We start from the raw sequence: 18,905 nt of genomic DNA, 5'->3' as shown, positions 1-18,905 counted from the left end.
CTTGTTTTATTCTAGCACGACCAGCGACAAATTTTGGAAGTTTCTAGAATATTTTCCTCACGGCGGCTAAAGCCGCTGCGTTCACGAAGTGTCGCCTACGGCGAGCCTTCATCCCCGGTCTAAAGACACGGGGATGAAGGCTTTGGGGGATTTTTGTACATCCTTGGATCGATTCTGTATTGATATGACTTTTACCCCACGATTGGGTTTTAGCTTGATCCGGACAAATGCTGGAGCAACTGTTGCGTTGACATAATTTACACTAATTTTAAAGTCTTCTAGAGTACTCACCAATTTTTGCCCGGTCTGATCAGCATCAAGAGTTTGGCGGGATGGTGCCTTGACTGGCTTTTGTTCAATATCAGGAGTTGGTCGGGATGGTGCCTTGACGGGCTTTTGCTCAGTTTTCACCTCCTCAAAAAAGGTTTGGCAGGTCTGCTGTTGGGGACAAATGTTGCATAGGTGAGGCTGTCGTGTTGGTGGTGGTGGCTCCAGGTTGCCCTTACCCATTGCTGGAGTGCAATAGTTTTTTATAGTTTCCCCATCTCCCTCCTCTTCGACCTGGGCAGGTTTCCAACTCAGCCATTGGCGCATCTGTTGTAATTTATGGGGAATGAGCTGATGCACTGTATCCTCTAGCTCTTCCCGGGAATAGTAGTATTTTTGGAATTCCGGTAAAACACAATAAACTCCTGCATCTATTGCTACTCCTTTTTTTTGGTGGAGCATGTAACTATAGAGGGCTACTTGAGCTAGGTTAGCGGATGGATCTACGGGTTGATAGGTTTTATAGTCTACAACACAATAGCGATCGCGCTCACAGTCGAAGATTAAGCTATCGAATTTTCCATTAACTCGTTGCTTGGTACCATCAGGAAAGGTGAAGTTGTAACTCAGGTCTATTTCTTGAGCAACGAAGGTTTTACTAATTACTTCCTCTGGCTGACAATAGCCTCGATTAGTAACTAGCAGTTGAGTCCAATGGGGGATTAGTGATTTTAATCCTTGCCACAGTTGAAGTAAGATCGAGGCTATATCTGGATTGGTATTGATGTTGGGGAAAACAACTAGCTCATACAGTAGCGCTTGCATCTTAGAGCTAATTTGGCTTTGGTCTAGCTGACTTGCTGTGGGGGAAAATAAGGCTTGAAATCGGGAATCTTGCTGGAGTTTGTCAGTACACTGTTGACATAGCTTATGGAATACTTTCCCAATACCTGGTGAGTTGGATGGTGGTATAAATAGGGTTTTTCCACCAAAGTGATGACTCAAATAAAATAAACGAGGACATTCAATGGCTACCCTAACTTGGGTAACACTGAAGCAAGGGGATTCCGATTGTTGCGTCCGTGATTGTCTTTTGACCATCTGCTCTGGATTCCAGCTATTTTTATCACTAATTTCTAGTAAACGGCGATGGACATGGGCTAGATAGACTGTGTCCATTTTTGCATACTTTAGCTGTTTTTGGCTGAGCGGACGTTTGCCCCAATCACTGCTTTGCTCTTCTGTATCGACATTAGCGAAATTGCATAGTTCTATCGCTAGGGTTTTTAGTTTATGGTTTGATACCTGTAATGGATTGGGTAGTTTCTTGTTGGTCAGCTTTCTAGCTATTTGATAGGTACAGGTGATATTCTTAGCTTGCTCTTTCCCCCCTAGATAGCGTAAATCAAAGCTAGCGTTGTGAAAGACTTTTTCAATGTTAGGATTGACTATAATATGGTTGACAAAGTATTGCACTACTTCCGGTTTGTCTAATACATCTAAGATGTAAGCTTTGTCACCATTTATATCTGTCGAATCAGCCAATACCTGAATCAGAGATAATCTGGGATTAGGGGTATTCCAGTCAGCCACTTCTGTATCTAACCACAGAATTTTGGCGGCTGATAAATTAAGGATTAACTCTCGGATCTGGGCTGGTTGATTCAGGTACATTGGCGCTTGTTATCCGAATTGTTACTATGGTAGAATGATACAGCAGTTTTCAATCGGGTTAGGTACAAATTCTTGGGTTTTAGGGAACAGGGAACAGGGAACAGGGAACAGGGAACAGAGCTTGTAGCTTGTAGGGTGGGCAAAAACAGTTTGCTTGTTTTGAGCATTCTAGATTATATTACTTTGCCCACCCTACTGTGATGTAGTTCATTAGCTTGTAGGGTGGGCAAAAACAGTTTGCTTGTTTTGAGCATTCTAGATTATATTACTTTGCCCACCCTACTTGAATTGGCCTGATTGCTGATTGCTGATTGCTGATAGCTGATAGCTGATAGCTGATAGCTGTTCGCGTAGCGTGCGCGTAGCGCTTATGCTGATTGCTTAAGGTACCAAATATACTGATTGTGTTTCTGGGGAACCATCCACAGGGATAAGTTTTAGTTCATTTTCCTGACAAAGTTCCTTAATCTGTTGTTTAATTTCTATTTCTTTGAGCCGATTAAATTGACGGTGAGTAGTTTCAATTAAAACCTTAAGACCAATTAATTGGTCTTGTTTGAGCACATTTAACACAAATTCTTTAACCGGATTAAGGGGGACTTTATTATCTGCTATCGAAAAAATATTCAAATCCTTTAGTAAAGGACAATCCTGCAAAATTCCCGATTTTAGGATTAGATCCTTTAACTCTTCCAGTGTTATTGTTTTATCAGCAAGAACTAAGTCTTGGGAACAAGCCCCATTAACTAAGGTATGATAAGTGGCTAAGTAATGGACAGAGGAGATATCGTCTAATTTGAGGTGATGATGGTCATAACCATTAAATAGTTGGCTGTAGAGCTTGTACCCTTTAGTATCACGTTTTATGCTAATTTTTGTATGGCGAATTAGGTATAAGGTTTGGCAGCGATTGCTTTTTATAGCGTTATCACAGGCATTCATCAGATGATAGAAACTGCGACCATTACTAGTTTCTCCCCAGACTACTCCGATCCGTCCCTGGGATGATGGCAGCTGGTAACTTAGGGAATAACTGGCAAAGGTTTTGCTACTGGACAAAAATTTTGGTTTAATCCCCCTAACCTCCAGAGCTTCTAATGCCTCTGTTAACATCCCAATCAATTCCGATTCATCAATATCTTGGATGCGGATAATTGTCGTCTGGTCAGTTTTTTTAAATTCCTTCTGCCATTTCAATTTCAATGAGGCTAGGATTTTTTCTTCTATTGGTATTGATTCGCCAGCGGTATCATTTTCGGGAGTTGAGTCAGTGGTTGATAACTCTGAGTTAACTCCCTGAGTTTTATACCTTTGAATTAGCTGATTTCCTAGTTTCAAGGTCTGGCGGGGAGTGGTTTTGCCACCAGGAAATTCTTGTTCTAAGTCTTGCCGAGTTAAAGGGTAAATCGGTGAGGTGGATTTTGGTTCAGCTTGCTGATGTAACGGATAGAGTATGCTTGCCCAGAGGGATTCCGCTTGCTCTAGGGTAATGTTTTTGAGCAGAATTTTAGGATTAAGTCTAGCGATATCAGCCTGTTGAATTTTTTTATGATTCCTTCTCCAGGTATTAGTGACTATGCTAATAATAATCAACAAGTTATTGGGAAAGCGAGTATTAAGGGTAGAGTTGACATTAAACAGCGCTTGTAGATCCAGAGAACCATCGGGCAAACGAGGAATATTATCCAATTGATCAAAACACAGCACAATCGGCTTGGTGGATGACGAAATTCTCCCGAAGTTGATTAAGATGTTCTGAGCATCGTCTTCGTTATCTATAGACCCTCTGACCCCAAGGGTTTTCAGGTCCTCTTCATCTAAATCTTCTCCCCTTAACCATTGATAAGCTAGGTGATACAGTTCTGGATTAGTGAGGTCATAGAGCACTCCAAAAAACTCTTTACTGCGATGAATTCCCCCTGGATAGCTAGCTCTGAGGTCAGCAATAAACCGTTTTCGCTCATTCAGCAGCCAACCGGTTTTTTTAAAGGCCGGGAGACTCTTTAGCCACAGCAGCAACTGAGACTCTTGTTCTCCTTCTGGGACTTTTAGCATACTGTCAACAGTTTCCCTAAGGATATAGCGCCAGATGCGATCGCTATTTGCCCAAGGACCGATATAAGCAAAGAATGCTTGTTGATTGAGCTGCTGTTTGAGCCGTTTTAATAGATAACTTTTCCCCGAACCCGAATCACCAGCCAGTAAGATAGTGCGGGGTCGATGGTCTTGAGTCACCGCACTGAGGGTGCTGGTTATCTGATTAATTTCATGTTGATGAATCGATTCGACATCCTTAAGGGCTGAATTTTCTGGATCTTCCCAAAAATTACCCGTAGCAAAGGTCACGGGGTCAAAGGGATTTAGGGCTTGTTTAATTATTTCCTGGATCGTTGCCATCTCTTTAATTCCATCTTCTATAGAGTGGACAAGGATAGAGGATTAACAAAAAGGCAGCCTCAGGTTATTGTATGATACTATCAATTATCCTATCTTTAGTATCATAATTTACTGCACCATAATGAAAAATAGCCTAGCCCCGGTATTTTGAGGAATACCAGCTTCAATTTGTTCCTCTGTATACATGTTAGCTTCTTGCAAAGCACTCATATCAATTTTATCCTCTGCTTGCAAGCTATACAGTGCTTTATCTAATTGTTCCCGAGACAAAGGCGGTTGTAACTTTTGGCGCAAATGAAACAGTGGCAAATAGTTTTCCGTACCCAGTTCCTGGTCTAAATTCTTGATAATTTGTAATATTTCTTCATGATTAGGGGGATTGACTAGAGCGGCAGTCGAATTTCCATCTGATTCTGAGATTGTACTGGTTGAGTTTGGCAGCTGTTTCCGCAGGAAATCGATGTAATCCGCTAACATGGTTTTAGACAGATTGATATTGCCACGACCAACGGGTTTATAATTATTTAATAGGTACTCAATACCGGTTTCAGTAATCCAGACATCTTTGAATTTAGTTTCTGCTACTGTGATATAACCCCGTTCTATCAAACCTTCCATGATTTCCTTGCGGGTCTTAGCAGGCTTAACGTTTGTTTTGGCGGGAGTAGTCGGTTCTGTTTCACAGGCTTTGATAATTTTGCGTTCTTTCGTGCTCATTGGTACTTCAGCCTGATCTTGGTTGAGGAGTTCCTTGCCTGCATCAGTGATCTGAATTTTGGTGATTTCTTGATTAGAGTCAATCAAATTGCGATCGCATAACTCCCGACAAATTCGATCTCGTTCCCCCGCTGAGGTTTTAGAATTGGGTTTCGCTTCGGTAATCAATGCCCGATAATCCGGTTTGCTCAGTAGCTTCAGTAAAAATTTTAGTTGGCTGACTTCCAGTTCAATAGCTTCCATGTTGATTGTCTTTACCTCACTTTTGTTCAAGATTAACCTAAATCTATTCCCTATAACCACTTAGTAGTCAAGGATTTTCGCAATAAATTCTACTTTCAGCCCTCAGCGGACGGGCTCTGGACCCTCAACTATCAGCCCTGAGCAGAATTCTTATTATATAAGCCTTTCGCTTTTTTCAATAGTATCTTGTAAGCATTCAGCTATCAGCATTCAGCTATCAGCTCTTAGCTCTCAGGTTATGCGCTACGCACACGCTTGGCCTTGGCCTATGGCCACGGTAAGCTCTTGGCCACGCTAGGGGAACAGTTTTTGAATAAAATAAGCTGACGGCTGACCACAGAAAGCTGACGGCTGACGGCTGACCGCTGAATGCTTACAGTATCTTTATTTCCGTCGTGCCGTACTAGGGTCAATCCTTACCGATATTTAGACTTATCTCAAGTCTGGTTGAATACCCATAATTAAGGAGGCGCGGGGAGGGTAGGGAGGCTGGGAGGTGTGGGGAGATAGGGAGATGGGGAGATGGGGAAATTTTTATTAAGGGTAATTATCGTGAGATCATATCAACTGAAAGTCGCTAGTACATGAGTATTCACGGAAAACTCTCAAAACGCTGATACCCGAAATGCTGATAGCTAAGCTACAGTCAATTTTATTACCCCTACTCCCTACTCCCTACTCCCTACTCCCTATTCCCCTAATAACGTCGAGTTTTCTGAACCCCGTAAACTAGTCCTGTACCAATCGATAACAAGATCAGTAGCCACAGGATACCACCAGGAATAAAGGTAAGAATACCAAAACCTCTGAGCAAGTAAACCATAACGGTGATAGCGAGAAGAGCGCCAAAAAAGTAGGCAATTATCAAAGTTTCAGATTGAGAATAGGAACTCATATATAGCAAAGGGAGTAGGGATTAGGGAGTAGGGAGTGGGGAGCAGTAATAATAAATATCTCCTATTTTTGATGTTATCAGAAATCAGCAAGATTGTTCATGAGATATTTATAAGTGCTACTTTAGGTGCGAGCTTTTGAATAAAACAGGTAAGCATTCGTTTAATCTCTGTTAGGTCTGCTGTCAGGAATTCATAAAGCTGACAGCTGACAGCTGACGGCTGACTGCTTACAAATGCTAGCTCAATAATCAATTATCACTAAAATACCCCAACATAGAGTTTGCTAAAATGGCTGCTTGAGTGCGATCGCGTACATTCAACCGACTCAAAATATGAGTAACGTGGTTTTTCACTGTCTTTTCAGAAATATACAACGTCTGAGCAATCTCTCGGTTGCTAGCACCGGTAGCAATTAGTCGTAAAATTTCCTGCTCTCTGGGAGTTAGTTCCTCCCAACCCGGAGGTGGACTCGGAGTTGGGTCTCGCATTTGAGTAGCGACTTTTTTGCCTATACCAGGGCCTAACTGAGTATAACCTTTTTGGACAGCTCGAATTGACTGGGCTAATTCTTCGGGAGGGGTATCCTTCAGCAAATATCCGGCTGCTCCGCACTGTATGGCTTGGGTAACGTACTGGTCATCATCAAAAGTAGTTAGTACTAATACCTTTGTATCTGGGAATTGCTGACAAATTTCCCGAGTTGCAGCCACGCCATCCATCACAGGCATCCGAATATCCATTAGTATAACATCTGGCTGTAAAGTTTTTACCAAACTAATTGCCGTTTGTCCATTCTCGGCTTCACCGACTACCTGTAAGTCTTCTTCTAACTTCAGCAAGGCTTTTAATCCACGCCGAATTAGACTCTGGTCATCTACTAGTAAAATACGAATCATCAAGGATGAATAATTATATAGTAGTTGTCAATTCTGTGAGGTACTTATTTTTAGGGATTAGGGAGTAGGGATTAGGGAGTAGGGATTAGGAAAAAAATTAGCAAAATTCATCTATAATTGCTAGATATAGCGTTTGTATTTGAGATGTAAACCTGTATGATATTTTTTGATTTTTAAATAAAAATCAGGACTCTTTACCCTGTTCCCTGTTCCCTGTTCCCTGTTCCCTTTGCGATATGGTTACATCTCAACTGAAAACGCTATAGCTTAAACCTTTGGTAAAGGAAAATGAGCGATAATTTTGCAGCCAGCTCCTGGTGCTGTTTCAATTTTAAAGGTTCCTCCTAAGGCTTGGGTGCGTTCTCGCATTCCTTGTAAACCAAAACCGCTTGTGTTCTGGTTTAGGGAAAATCCAATGCCATTGTCTTTAATAATTAATTGTAAATCTGTTGCTGTCTGAATTTGGATGTCTACTTCAGTAGGTTTAGCATATTTAAAGATATTTGTCAACCCTTCTTGGACAATACGGTAAACTGCGATTTTGATGTCGCCAGGGATTGAACGCTTTAGGTTAAGATGGTATGTAGGTGAGATAGCTGTGGACTTTTGGAAGTCGTCGATTAGGGATGCGATCGCATTTTCTAGAGATTGCTCTTGTAACGGATTTAAACGCAAGGAAGCAACGGATTGACGTACATCCTTCAGAGCAGTTTTCCCGAGTTGTTTCGCTTCTAAGATAAATTCTTTGGCTTCAGCAGGGTCAGATTGTAATAGTCTTAAAGCCGCTTCCAAGTGTAAATTGAATACAGTTAAAGAATGTCCTAAGGAGTCATGAATTTCCCGAGCAATACGGTTACGTTCTTGCAGCGTAGCAATATCTTAAATCCGAAGGGCATAGTCACGCAGTTGAGCATTAGCCTGTGCCAGGTCTTGCCGACTTTTTCGTTCTGAAAGTACAGTATCCACTAATAGCTGCAAAACGATTAAGACCAAGACAAATATCAAGACAGAACTCAACAAGATAAATAGTAATCGCTCCGGAATCAACCCTGTCGGTGGTTCTCTGAACACAGGAGGTGGTCTAAACCGAGGACGATGCCTCATAGCATGATGCTGAAATCGAACCATTTGCCTCATTAGGAATAATATAACCGCAAATCCAGTCATCACTAAGCGACCTTGGAACTCAAAGATAAAACAGTTGCGAACAACTAATATAATTAACATCAGTTGCAACAGCCGAATGTGTCCCACCATGGACGCTAATAGAATTACCCCAATTTCGGCGGCAGTGTAAAGTATCTTATAAATAGGCTGATTTGTTGGTAATCTCAATCCCATTAACCCAAATACTCCCAGGCAAACTAAATTGAGTAGTGGCGACCTAGGTAGCGGGGGAAAAGGAAGTTTTAGTAATTCCACCAAAGCGGTAATGATCAGCAGTATCCACTCCAGGTAGAGCAAAAATCGAATTGGGTGGTTAGTAATTTGAATAGGATGGCGCATTCACAATTGTTGTAAACAACCAATAACAAACAACCAACAACCTTAATCCATGTGTCAAAGGTAAAGCAAGACCCATTGGTCATATCTAGCCTAGGACTAAAGTCCTAGAGGAATTCAGGTCTTTTGCCTCATGTGGTTTCACCCTAGCCCTTTTTAGGATAGAGACATCAAACAGAAATCAGCTCACGTCAAAACAGTTAAAAATAAAAACAAGTGAACATCATGAACATCAAGCCCTTTTCTCTACTTGCAGGTATCGCAGCAATTACCCTCACTAGTTTTCCCATGGCAGTTAACGCCGAAGAAATGCCTCCATTTTTCTCCAAACTTAACATCACTGACCAGCAAAAAGAGCAGTTTGAAAACATCCGTAACAATACTGAAGCTAAAATTGAGGATATTCTCACTCCGGAGCAACAACGGCGGTTCCAAACTATAAAAACACTGCGCCGTCAACTCCGAGAAGCAAGGGAGGGTATGAATCTCTCTCAAGAGCAGCGAGACCAAATGCGCGAGATTCGCAAGTCAGCACGAGAAGAGATGAGGGGTATTCTCACCGAGGAACAGCGCCAACAAATTCGTCAAGAAATGCGCTCACGTCGAGGTAAGCGCGGATTTGGAAGGTGATTTTTCTAGGACTAGATTATCTCTTGGAATACAAATTACCAACTCTCTCGATCTAACTTGTTAATTGTCAATTGTTAATTTCAAAACCATTAACAATTGACAAGTTTTCTTGTAAGCATTCAGCTATCAGCCGTGAGCCTTTGGCTCACGCTTCGCGAACAGCCGTCAGCACTGATCCTGCTCTGGCGGACAAAGCAAGTTCCGCAGTTCTTCGGGAATCTCCTCAAAATGCTCCAACAAAAAATCCATCAGAGCCAGATGACGCAAGTCCGATGGTTGAGGCCGCAGATAATTACGACCCCGGCTAAACCAGCGCCCCACTGTCGCCACCGAACGGGAGCAAATCATGGCCATCATTGAGTGAGTGACTGGCCATTTGCTGTAGAATTGCCTTGGTGTCATCCCGAGTTGACAGGAGCTGTATTGTTTAATTAGCTCTTGCTTGGCCTGAGTTAAAGAAGAATCAGGTTTGCTCATGATGCTACCTCCAGCGCTAAAGAAACCAAATTGTTTTCCCAGGCTATATCTGTTACTGTCCAAAGGGCACTTGGAGATTCAGAATCCAGCACAATCAGATAGCACCACATCCAGCAACAACAATGATTTGCCCAGCTGTAGAATTTGCCAATAACGATACCGAAGTCAGTATCACTGTCAGCTAGGGGTTTCCAATAGATCCGTTCGCCAATATCAAAACAGGAAGCACGAGCATGATCCCTAAACTCTTCTGGCAGTGCTGTTGACTTTGGCAACTGCTTGAGTGTTAGAGTAACTAGGTCACTGAGGATGTCTCCTTGGTGATGTTGAAAACCATGGAAATAGGGAGCTAGCCAGCTAGGGTTGAGACTGGTAGTGAGTTGCTGAATTAGTACTGCAGCAATGGCATCAGCTTCAATGGGCTGGATCGGGAGCCGGGTATGGAAGCCAGTTTCACTGCAATCCCTGAGCTTCGCGAGTAATTCAGTGATGCCAAAATCCCTAAGAGCTTGCTGATATCCATCGACCTGGGCTTTGGCACAGCTTTGGTTGTGTGTCTGTGGATCTTTGTTTAGATTATTTGTCATTATATAAATGGCCTTCTTGATTGCAAGAGCCAGTGGCAGACCTTGCCGGGCAAAGCTATGGGTCTGCCATCTCGCTCCCGGTTGGTTACGGCTCGTCTCGGTGGACTTGCTGTATCAACCTATTTATGATATTATGATAAGTTTAACCATTTGTCAAGTGGTTGGATAAATTTACTATAGCGCCACCCATTTAAATTATCGGTGCGCCAATGCAATAGTTTTTTGGAAACTTGGAACTAGGGTAATGGCTGGAATGCGAGCACTGCTACGACCTAGTCATTAATAGGATTAGCCAAACCTATCGCTAACCACTGAACTTATTGCTGCGCTAATGCAATAGTTTTTTGGAAACCTGGAACTGAGGTGAGTTCAAATCATGCGATCGCACTATATAGCACTACGCATTAAGCTTAGGACATTCCTAAACTCAGCAAACTTAGTCATAGCTTACTTCTGACTTCTGACTTCTAACTTCTGACTTGCGCGTAGCGCTATACAGAATTTTTTCCCTATTCCCAGATCCGCTGTTCCCTCCTCACCCAATTGAAAACACACCTAGTAATTAATACTTAAAATGTCATCCCTTGCATCTTCCCCAAAATTCTGTTAAAATAACAGTATCGTTAACGCAATGGTTAACTAGCCATGATGATTTCCACCGCACAAGCCGCCGATTTACTAGGTGTTTCCGCCACTCGCGTTCGTTACCTTCTGAGCAAAGGCAGAGTTAAAGGAGCCTATAAAGTGGGTAGAACTTGGGTGATTCCTCTGTTTGATGGCATGCCAGTAGTCACTCCCGGCACTCGCGGTCCAAAGCGGAACTGGTCAAAGCGCAGAGAGTACACTAAAGCTGTGATTCATGTTAACCAGAGGGTAATTCGCAACAATCTCAAGACAGGGGAGCGCAACCCTGTGATTACCGTCAAACGAGGCTCTAAAAACACTTATGGTCATACCGTGGAAGTCAATGGACCATGTCGAGTCATGTATCGCCCCGATGATCCCCTTAAATGTGGAGCAAGGGTGTGGATTGAGACTATCTCTGATTTTAAAGTAATTTGATCTATACAAACATCATCACTGCTATTCTAAAGACTAATGGAAAGACCAGGGAAGTCGAAAGAGTATAGGTGATCGTATGAAACGCTTTTATTTATATTCAAGTTTGTTGGTTGCTAGCTTCTTTCTACTATTGCTTGGGGAGGAGGGATTAGCACTTATTGTCAAAACCAATCGTCGATTGTCAGGTTTTTCCGTAGATAGCCGCAACTATATTTATCTCGAAAGTGCTAGAAACCATGTCACAAAGGTTCCTACCGCCAAAATCCAAATTTTCGATGTAGCCACTAACGCTTGTGTCAAGAAGGGTTGTCTAGAAACTAACTATAACTACTCGGATTCCAATCTCACTCCTAAAGACGCTGAAGAGAGTTTACTCAGGAAAACCCAAAGAATAAGACAGAGCTTAGGACTCAATCAACTAAAAGTAGGACTAAAACTGCCAATTATTGAGCGTTCCATTCAACCCAATGGCACTGAAACCGTTAAGGTTTTGGTGGATAAAGAAAAAGACCCACTAGAGATTCGTTTAGAACAAATTTATATTCCCTCAGTTTTGTCTGGAGGAATGTCTAATATAGACCGGGCTTCAATGCAGCTAGTCATTAATTACAATTATCGCCAACTCACCCTAGGTAAACTAAACAATTACCGTGAAGCTATCAGGAAATATTCGATCAGAGAAGTTCGCTTATCCCCCAATAGACAGCACATAGTTGTACTGATCAATCTCCACCAAGCCACCTATAACGCTGACTTTCAGACAACCTTCATTCAGAGTTTTCCCATCTAAACTACTTTAGCCAATAGCCATGCATGCCTTTTGCCTTGCTGTGTAAGCATTCAGCTATCAGCTATCAGCTATCAGCTATCAGCTAATGCGCTACGCGCACGCGTGCGCGTTCAGCTTATGGGCTATGCACATGCTTATTGATGAGGAAAGCATTTGAATAAAACAGGTAAGCATTAGAATAATGCTGAGTTAAGTCGGCTGACGGCACCTCAAGTAGCGTGAGCTTTTAGCTCACGGCTGACGGCTGAATGCTTGCCTTGCTATGATGCATTTTTAATGGACAACAGCTTATACCAAGTTGCGCTCAAACGTACAACTTTCTCTTCCCCCAATCTCCCAATTTCCCCATCTCCCCATCTCCCCATCTCCCCATCTCCCCATCTCCCCATCTCCCCATCTCCCCATCTCCCCATCTCCCTATCCAACCAATCTACTATCTTTGAATGCAACTCGGTATTAGTTGTGAAGCGTGCCATCAGGCATAATTGCCCCACTGATAAAGCTATTGCTCAAATCAACATCACTCAGGTCTACGCCAGTCAGTTTAGCATCCTTAAGTTGTGCCCCATGGAGATTAGCACCACTTAGGGTTGCCTTGGTTAAGTCAGCACCAATTAAATTTGCCCCTAACAGATAAGCACCTGTCAAATTAGCCCCTGCCAAGTTTGCCTGACTGAGGTTTGCCCCCCAAAGGTCAGCTTGACTGAGATTAGCCCCACTTAGATCAGCTTGACTTAGGTCAACTCCTCCTAAATTGGCTCCACTCAAATCTCGCCCTGACAGGGAAGCAAGAGGCACAATGCAATATGCTCCCAACTTCCTAGGGTCAAACCCTTCCGGAAATTGAGTAGTGTTGTTATAAAGCGATCGCTCAAATTTAGCATCTTCGAGATTAGCACTGCGCAGATCGGCACCAAGCAAATTGACCTTACTAAAGTTAGCTCCCCCCAGATCAGTCCCACTGAACTCTTGATCTGAAAATGATACACCGGGGGCAATTAAGTACGCTCCGTGTTGGCTGGGGTCAAACCCTTCCGGAAATCGAGTGGCTTCGTCGTAGAGTGCTCCAAGCAAATTGACCCCCTCCAGGTTAACCGAGAAAAGATCTGCCCCGAACAGGCTAACTTTACTCAAATCTGCCATACTCAAGTCAGCTCCTCTGAGGTCAGCTCCCTGAAGATTTAGCCCACACAGAGACACATCGGGAGCAATTAGATATGCGCCATGGGCTGTGGGGTCAAAATCTTCAGGAAATTTAGTCTCTTGGTTATAAATTGCTCCTTTGAGGTTAACCCCTTCGAGATTAGTGGCGGACAGATCTACTCCAAACAAGTGAACTCTGCTTAAATCTGCTCCCCTGAAATCCGCGCCACTAACTAAGCTTAACCATAAGTCCGCTCCCCGCAAATCCGCTTCCTGTAGATCGGCTTCTCGTAGATCCGCTTCCCAGAATTGAACTCCTCTTAAATTGGCTTTCCTTAAATTAGCTCTGAGCAAAGATATACCGAAAAAGTGACCCTGACTTAGGTCAACTTGGGATAAGTCTGCTTCACTTAAATCCACGCCACTGAGGTTTGACTGACTCAGGTTAGCCTTTGCTAGAGATACACCAGGAGCAATTAAATGTCCTCCTGCCTTCACTGGGTCAAAATCTTCAGGAAACTGAGTGCTTTCGTCGTAGAGTATAGCGCTCAGGGTTGCATTTAGAAGCTTAGCATCCTTCAGGTTTGCCCCCATCAGATTGGAGCGGCTCAAATTAGCTCCTGTTAGGTCAACATCCTGCAACTCAGTCCTAATTAAGCAAGCTTGATTAAGATTAGCTTGTTTGAGATCAGCACCTTTGAGGTTAGTTTTCCAGAGGTCAGCTCTGGTCAAATTCGCACCCTTTAAATTGGTATCACTGAGATCTACCCCACTCAAGTTAGCTTCCGTTAGTAAAGCCTCCGGCGCAATTAAATAAGCTCCTGCCTTGGCAGGGTCGAAATTGGGGGGAAACTTAGTGGAAAAATTGTATAGTGTAGTATCGAAGTTAGTTAAGTGTAGAATAGCATCGCTCAAGTCTGCCTCACCCAGATTAGCACCACATAAAACAGCTTGACTTAAGTTGGCTTCTCTCAAATTAGCTCCCCAGAGATCAGCGCTACTGAGATTAGTCCCAGTAAGAATTGCCTGACTGAGGTCGGCTCGCCATAAAATTACCCGTTCCAGGTTTACCTGGCTGAGGTTGACTTGACTTAAGTCAGCTCCACTAAAATCTCTTTCCCCAAGGGAATATTGTGACTGAATTTCCTCAGTATTCATATGTTGTCCAACAGTTTTAATTTAAAAATCATCAAAATTAATTATTAGATAATACCTCCGGTTCCCAATTCCAAATTACATACCCTTTATCGATATGAGTAATTACTATTTTATCGAGCTGATCAGCTACCTTAGACAAAATAGCGATAAGTTGTTCTTGAGTTTTTTCTAATCGTAAAAAACTGTAGTATTGACCATCAACGTTAATGGCTAATAAGCGTCTGCTTAAATGAGGTACGTTAATCCAGCAGATTTGGTAATCCTGACGGGATTTAATAATATGACTGGAGGATAATTCCAAATCCTGAAGGAGAGCAAGAGCAGGAACAGGGGAAGACCTCAGTTGAACTGAATTATTGTTTTGGGATTCAGGGTAAAACTTAAGTTGGTTGACATTTACAGCCATCCCTGTAGTTTGAGCTATTCTATTGCGTTTAAACTCAATAACATTATTGCTATCAACAACACCATGGGGTTGTTGAACAGCAAACGATTGAGTGTTAGGAGGAGTTAGTCCTCGATACCGAAGCAAATCATCCTTCTGGGTAAGAGCTATTGCAGAAACATCCGGTTGGTATTCTGGTTCCGATTCGCCTTGGTTGAGGGATTCGATCTCCTGGAGGAGTTGTCTCTTTTTTTCTCTGACTGATGCTTGGTATTTTTGCCATTGCCTTCCCACTTCAACAGTGCCAAGACCAGCTAACACACTCACTAGGATGGCAACGCCAAGATAAGGAATTGCTAAATCCTTATGGTCTTCATGGAAGATGGGTTGAACTTCGAGGCTGAAAAACGGTTTGACTCCAACTTCTATTGGTTTTGATTTGTTGAAAACAAACGGTAAGGTCAAACTGGAAAATATAGTGCTGGAGATAACTACAGCTGGTAATAAGATATTAATTAAGGGATAATTGGTCATCGGTCATCTTCAACCGCTGCAAGCAAGAAATTGGGTAAAGCGATGCAGCATAGCTATTGGGGTAAATCCCCATGAGCAACTGCATCAGGAGATGAAGCTTGAATCTCCAACAAATGGAGCTTGACTCAAGCTTGACTATGGTGATCGGTTAAATTCCGGTAGTCTTGCTGCTTACTGAAGAGGGCGGCTATGTTGCTAGCAAATCGCCTCAAAGCAGGTGATTAAATCGGGATATAATAATAAGTTGGTTATTATATCATTTAATACAAATTATGGTATATGGGGTCAGACCCACCATTAATTTTAGCAGCGGTCTCTTATAATATGTCAATTTAATTGACAATTTAATATATCTTAATATTTTAAGTCCAGAGCAAGAGTACTCAGCTTACGCCCTACACACACTGCTCTTGCCAGCACTGACCAGGGCATTGCTGACTATCGTTTGGGATATCAAGTAGAGTTGGGTCAGTTACCAATTACCCATGACCCATGACCAATTACCTATTACCCTTAATCATTCCACAATTGGGGAACGCTTTATTTTGCTCTAATTCTTTGCAAAACAGTAATGCCTAACAGCAAAATGATACCCCCTGTCGTGGCATAAATCACCCGAGGAGTCATCTCTTGCAGTTTCATGGCTAGCCAGTTAGACACTAAGGTAATGCCCCAAAGGATAAGGGCGACATAGCGCTGGGAGAAACCAAAGGCTAGCAAGCGGTGATGTAGGTGGTCCTTACCTGGGGTAGTTAAAGGGTTTTTACCATTGATCAACCGCCGCACAAATACCTGAGTAGTATCTAGGACTGGCAATAGCAAAAATACTACTGGGGGGACTAGGGCAAATACCGTAGTCACTTTTAAAGACCCTAAAATGCTGCTGGCAGCTAGTACATAGCCGAAGAAGTACGCACCTGCATCTCCCATAATAATGTGGGAAGGATGGAAGTTATGGCGCAAAAATCCCAGAGCTGACCCCCCTAGAGCTGCCAGCAGCAACGTTGCTGCCGCACGACTGGGAAACTGAGCTGAAACCGCTAACAGGCTCATAGCAGTAATAAAGCTGACGCCTGCTGCTAAACCATCCATCCCATCCATAAGGTTAATGGCATTAGTAATACCCACAACCCATAGAACCGTAAGTAACATGGAGAGTTGGACATCAATCGGAGTCCCGAAGGTAGCTTTAATCCCGGCACCACTAGCCACTAACAGCAGGGCAGCAATAATTTGAACCGACAAGCGTACATAGGCAGGCAAACCAAATTGATCATCAATAAAGCCTACCAGTACCAGAACCGAGCCCCCCAGGAGAATAGTCAGCACTTGAGCTAACACCCCTTCGATGACAATCGGTCTCAGGAGGGTAGCTAGTACCAGTGCAGCTACCACTCCGGTATAGATAGCTAAGCCTCCTGCATTGGGTAAGGGTTCTTGGTTAAGCCGTCGCGCATTGGGTTGGTCAGCCCAACCAACCTCCAGGGCAAATGAGCGTAAAGTTGGCATCAAGCATCTAGTCACTGCCCATGCCAATCCGAAAGTTAATATGACTGCCAGCCAGCCACTTCCCCTAGGGTTGGCAATTCCGAGGGACTGTAGGAAGCTGTACACATCTATCTCCCAAGTCACGTCCACACTGCAAAATTGTAATCGCTATGGATAATATTAAGCTCATCTTGTAAATAAGGTACATGGGTAGAAGCACATCAGCAGGAAAAAGCGATTAGCACTTAGGGGTTAGGAGGCTTTAGGGGTTTGGATTTTCCTCCTGAACTAACTCAATGTACTGACTATCGATCAGAAATGCTCCTCTAGAAAAGCGAACGCCCCAGTATCCTCCTGGACGTCGGTCGAGGATTACTCCCTCTTCCCCAACTTTAATCACATCAGGAGGTCGCAGCATTGGCATTGGTTCAGCAGTTTTGACGTAGCGTGGTAATGTAATTACTCTTACGCGATCGCCAACGTTAAAGTCTTGAGACATTGGTCAGTCAAAAAAGGTTATGGGCTTGGAGGTTGAAGGTTATGGGGTTGAAGGTTGTTCGCGAAGCGTGGCCAATAGGCCAAGGTTAACAGGTTGAAGGTTATGGGGTTTAAGGTTATGGGGTTTAAGGTTGTTCGCGAAGCGTGGCCAATAGGCCAAGGTTATGGGGTTTAAGGTTGTTCGCGAAGCGTGGCCAATAGGCCAAGGTTATGGGCTTGGAGGTTGAAGGTTGAAGGTTATGGGGTTGTTCGCCTTTGGCGTTCAGTGTAGGGTAGGTTCTTGGGTTGAATGTTGTTCTTGCCCAGGGGTCCCTTGTAGTATAGGTTGGAAGTTGTCTGGATTAACCTTAAACCTTCAACCTTCAACCTTCAACCTTCAACCTGTTAACCTTCAACCTGTTAACCTTCAACCTGTTAACCTTCAACCGGCCAACCCTAGGGTGCTTGCCAAATACGCTGGTGGTATTTTTCCAAATCTTGATAGGGATCTGGGGTATTGTGATTAGGCTGGTGAGAGTGGTGCTGGTGATGGTCATGCCCGTGGTGATGGTGGTGGGAGTGTCCGTTGTGAGCACCATTATCAATGGCTGCTAACCGGAACTTACACATCTCACAATTCATCTGCACTTGCCCCAACTGTGCCTCGATTTCTCGGTCCCTGAGCACAGATAGCAGCTGAGGCTGAATTCCCATTTCTGGTAAACAGGTCAAGGGAATCTCTGGATAAAGTTTCTGCTGCTGAGCTGTGATATCAAAAATCTTTTTTACTAAAGCCCCGGTAAATAGGAAGTAAGGAAGTACTATAATATGCTTAGGTTGGTATAGTCGGGCGCGACGGAAGCCTTCTTCTAACCGAGGATGGGTAATGCCAATAAAGCAGGTTTCCACAGTTTTATAGCCACTGCCTTCCCAGAGCATGCGAGCCATTTTGTAAACATCACCATTAGCATCAGGGTCACTAGACCCACGACCAACAAATAGAAGTACTGTGTCCTTTCTTAAGGCTAGAGGTTGTTTTGTTGAAGGTTCTAGATTGGACGCTTCCCCCTTCAACTGGCTAACGGCTAACTCTGGTTGGGGTTGGTCAAGTTTGGCAAGCCGTTGCCGCCATAAATCCAGAATTCCAGTAGTAATTCCAAAATGACGCCCGTAGTGAAACTTGACTTGGGGATATTTTGCCCTGGCCCGGTCTAACTCGTTAGTAACATCAAATTTATTGTGGCGAGCTGCAAACAGTAAAATCGGTAATACAGTTAGTTCCGTATAACCCTGCTGAACACAACTCTCTACTCCCTCTTGAATAGTTGGACCAGTCAGTTCTAAAAAACAAGGTACTACTGGTCGAGAATGGTTCAAGGTTTGATAGCTGTGGGCAAAATCTAGGAAAGTCTGACGCCCATCGGGGTCTCTAGTGCCGTGACCAACCATTAATAACGGGCGTTTTAGCGGTAGGGGAGATAGGGACAATGACTCATCTGTGACATCGATCTTCATACTTCATCCTTGATCATTCATAGGTCATACTTCTAGGTAATACTTACATAGTTAACTAACTTATTA

General features: G+C 43.3%; 18 protein-coding genes. 3 read left to right on the top strand and 15 right to left on the bottom strand.

Going from position 1 to position 18,905, the window contains the following annotated elements:
• Positions 1-108 precede the first annotated feature (108 nt).
• The 8 genes from F6K53_RS23510 to F6K53_RS23475 form a co-directional block, all read right to left on the bottom strand.
• Positions 109-1,941, bottom strand: coding sequence for a DNA translocase FtsK (locus F6K53_RS23510; protein ID WP_293069256.1), 1,833 nt, complete (start codon positions 1,939-1,941; stop codon positions 109-111).
• The gene (locus F6K53_RS23505) at positions 1,932-2,108 is read right to left on the bottom strand and encodes a hypothetical protein (protein ID WP_293069258.1); all 177 of its coding nucleotides are present in this window, start codon (positions 2,106-2,108) and stop codon (positions 1,932-1,934) included. The genes F6K53_RS23510 and F6K53_RS23505 overlap by 10 nt, the downstream gene beginning before the upstream one ends.
• 214 nt (positions 2,109-2,322) lie before the next feature.
• A complete protein-coding gene (locus F6K53_RS23500) occupies positions 2,323-4,338 on the bottom strand; it encodes an AAA family ATPase (RefSeq protein WP_293069260.1) in 2,016 nt (671 codons plus the stop codon).
• A gap of 108 nt (positions 4,339-4,446) precedes the next feature.
• The gene (locus F6K53_RS23495; RefSeq protein WP_293022020.1) at positions 4,447-5,298 is read right to left on the bottom strand and encodes a hypothetical protein; all 852 of its coding nucleotides are present in this window, start codon (positions 5,296-5,298) and stop codon (positions 4,447-4,449) included.
• Positions 5,299-5,564: 266 nt separating this feature from the next.
• Positions 5,565-5,711: a hypothetical protein gene (locus F6K53_RS23490; protein ID WP_293082366.1), complete on the bottom strand. Its 147-nt coding sequence runs from the start codon at positions 5,709-5,711 to the stop codon at positions 5,565-5,567.
• Between the two features lie 731 nt (positions 5,712-6,442).
• Positions 6,443-7,090: a response regulator transcription factor gene (locus F6K53_RS23485; protein ID WP_293022019.1), complete on the bottom strand. Its 648-nt coding sequence runs from the start codon at positions 7,088-7,090 to the stop codon at positions 6,443-6,445.
• 267 nt (positions 7,091-7,357) lie between these two features.
• A complete protein-coding gene (locus F6K53_RS23480; RefSeq protein WP_293069292.1) occupies positions 7,358-7,939 on the bottom strand; it encodes a sensor histidine kinase in 582 nt (193 codons plus the stop codon).
• A gap of 30 nt (positions 7,940-7,969) precedes the next feature.
• Positions 7,970-8,596: a hypothetical protein gene (locus tag F6K53_RS23475; protein WP_293069262.1), complete on the bottom strand. Its 627-nt coding sequence runs from the start codon at positions 8,594-8,596 to the stop codon at positions 7,970-7,972.
• A gap of 222 nt (positions 8,597-8,818) precedes the next feature.
• Here F6K53_RS23475 and F6K53_RS23470 point away from each other — a divergent pair, with 222 nt between their 5' ends.
• Positions 8,819-9,223 carry a Spy/CpxP family protein refolding chaperone gene (locus F6K53_RS23470; protein WP_293022017.1) on the top strand — a complete coding sequence of 135 codons (405 nt, stop codon included), beginning with the start codon at positions 8,819-8,821 and terminating at the stop codon, positions 9,221-9,223.
• A gap of 165 nt (positions 9,224-9,388) precedes the next feature.
• Here the strand turns inward: F6K53_RS23470 and F6K53_RS23465 are convergent, their stop codons facing one another.
• Together F6K53_RS23465 and F6K53_RS23460 are read right to left on the bottom strand one after the other, a co-directional pair.
• Complete coding sequence (locus tag F6K53_RS23465) at positions 9,389-9,700, bottom strand: helix-turn-helix domain-containing protein (protein WP_293042693.1); 312 nt, start codon at positions 9,698-9,700, stop codon at positions 9,389-9,391.
• Complete coding sequence (locus F6K53_RS23460) at positions 9,697-10,287, bottom strand: hypothetical protein (RefSeq protein WP_293069265.1); 591 nt, start codon at positions 10,285-10,287, stop codon at positions 9,697-9,699. Before F6K53_RS23460 ends, F6K53_RS23465 begins: the two co-directional genes overlap by 4 nt.
• A gap of 645 nt (positions 10,288-10,932) precedes the next feature.
• On the opposite strand from F6K53_RS23460, the gene F6K53_RS23455 reads away from it, so the two are divergent.
• A complete protein-coding gene (locus tag F6K53_RS23455; RefSeq protein WP_070390764.1) occupies positions 10,933-11,349 on the top strand; it encodes a helix-turn-helix domain-containing protein in 417 nt (138 codons plus the stop codon).
• A gap of 76 nt (positions 11,350-11,425) precedes the next feature.
• Positions 11,426-12,139 carry a DUF2259 domain-containing protein gene (locus tag F6K53_RS23450; RefSeq protein ID WP_293042686.1) on the top strand — a complete coding sequence of 238 codons (714 nt, stop codon included), beginning with the start codon at positions 11,426-11,428 and terminating at the stop codon, positions 12,137-12,139.
• Between the two features lie 456 nt (positions 12,140-12,595).
• Here F6K53_RS23450 and F6K53_RS23445 read toward each other — a convergent pair whose 3' ends face one another.
• The 5 genes from F6K53_RS23445 to F6K53_RS23425 all read right to left on the bottom strand — a co-directional run bounded on the left by F6K53_RS23445 (position 12,596) and on the right by F6K53_RS23425 (position 18,839).
• Positions 12,596-14,440 carry a pentapeptide repeat-containing protein gene (locus F6K53_RS23445; RefSeq protein WP_293082363.1) on the bottom strand — a complete coding sequence of 615 codons (1,845 nt, stop codon included), beginning with the start codon at positions 14,438-14,440 and terminating at the stop codon, positions 12,596-12,598.
• Between the two features lie 37 nt (positions 14,441-14,477).
• On the bottom strand, positions 14,478-15,359 hold the full coding sequence (locus F6K53_RS23440) for a TetR family transcriptional regulator (RefSeq protein WP_293069272.1): 882 nt from the start codon (positions 15,357-15,359) through the stop codon (positions 14,478-14,480).
• Between the two features lie 540 nt (positions 15,360-15,899).
• Positions 15,900-16,868, bottom strand: coding sequence for an MraY family glycosyltransferase (locus F6K53_RS23435; RefSeq protein WP_293022005.1), 969 nt, complete (start codon positions 16,866-16,868; stop codon positions 15,900-15,902).
• A 241-nt stretch (positions 16,869-17,109) separates the two neighbouring features.
• Complete coding sequence (gene sipA, locus F6K53_RS23430) at positions 17,110-17,346, bottom strand: regulatory protein SipA (RefSeq protein ID WP_008182949.1); 237 nt, start codon at positions 17,344-17,346, stop codon at positions 17,110-17,112.
• Between the two features lie 434 nt (positions 17,347-17,780).
• Positions 17,781-18,839: a sirohydrochlorin chelatase gene (locus F6K53_RS23425; protein WP_293069276.1), complete on the bottom strand. Its 1,059-nt coding sequence runs from the start codon at positions 18,837-18,839 to the stop codon at positions 17,781-17,783.
• Positions 18,840-18,905 lie beyond the last annotated feature (66 nt).

This window comes from Moorena sp. SIO4A1, assembly GCF_010672065.1.
Lineage (GTDB): Bacteria > Cyanobacteriota > Cyanobacteriia > Cyanobacteriales > Coleofasciculaceae > Moorena.
Note: the sequence above shows the minus strand (reverse complement) of the source record. Positions and strands in the feature narration are given on the sequence as shown.

What these genes read in the sequence shown, in the direction of transcription:
- F6K53_RS23510 (WP_293069256.1), bottom strand. Translation starts at nt 1,941, where the DNA reads ATGTACCTGAATCAACCAGCCCAGATCCGAGAGTTAATCCTTAATTTA.
- F6K53_RS23505 (WP_293069258.1), bottom strand. Translation starts at nt 2,108, where the DNA reads ATGCTCAAAACAAGCAAACTGTTTTTGCCCACCCTACAAGCTACAAGC.
- F6K53_RS23500 (WP_293069260.1), bottom strand. Translation starts at nt 4,338, where the DNA reads ATGGCAACGATCCAGGAAATAATTAAACAAGCCCTAAATCCCTTTGAC.
- F6K53_RS23495 (WP_293022020.1), bottom strand. Translation starts at nt 5,298, where the DNA reads ATGGAAGCTATTGAACTGGAAGTCAGCCAACTAAAATTTTTACTGAAG.
- F6K53_RS23485 (WP_293022019.1), bottom strand. Translation starts at nt 7,090, where the DNA reads ATGATTCGTATTTTACTAGTAGATGACCAGAGTCTAATTCGGCGTGGA.
- F6K53_RS23475 (WP_293069262.1), bottom strand. Translation starts at nt 8,596, where the DNA reads ATGCGCCATCCTATTCAAATTACTAACCACCCAATTCGATTTTTGCTC.
- F6K53_RS23470 (WP_293022017.1), top strand. Translation starts at nt 8,819, where the DNA reads ATGAACATCAAGCCCTTTTCTCTACTTGCAGGTATCGCAGCAATTACC.
- F6K53_RS23465 (WP_293042693.1), bottom strand. Translation starts at nt 9,700, where the DNA reads ATGAGCAAACCTGATTCTTCTTTAACTCAGGCCAAGCAAGAGCTAATT.
- F6K53_RS23460 (WP_293069265.1), bottom strand. Translation starts at nt 10,287, where the DNA reads ATGACAAATAATCTAAACAAAGATCCACAGACACACAACCAAAGCTGT.
- F6K53_RS23455 (WP_070390764.1), top strand. Translation starts at nt 10,933, where the DNA reads ATGATGATTTCCACCGCACAAGCCGCCGATTTACTAGGTGTTTCCGCC.
- F6K53_RS23450 (WP_293042686.1), top strand. Translation starts at nt 11,426, where the DNA reads ATGAAACGCTTTTATTTATATTCAAGTTTGTTGGTTGCTAGCTTCTTT.
- F6K53_RS23445 (WP_293082363.1), bottom strand. Translation starts at nt 14,440, where the DNA reads ATGAATACTGAGGAAATTCAGTCACAATATTCCCTTGGGGAAAGAGAT.
- F6K53_RS23440 (WP_293069272.1), bottom strand. Translation starts at nt 15,359, where the DNA reads ATGACCAATTATCCCTTAATTAATATCTTATTACCAGCTGTAGTTATC.
- F6K53_RS23435 (WP_293022005.1), bottom strand. Translation starts at nt 16,868, where the DNA reads ATGCCAACTTTACGCTCATTTGCCCTGGAGGTTGGTTGGGCTGACCAA.
- sipA (WP_008182949.1), bottom strand. Translation starts at nt 17,346, where the DNA reads ATGTCTCAAGACTTTAACGTTGGCGATCGCGTAAGAGTAATTACATTA.
- F6K53_RS23425 (WP_293069276.1), bottom strand. Translation starts at nt 18,839, where the DNA reads ATGAAGATCGATGTCACAGATGAGTCATTGTCCCTATCTCCCCTACCG.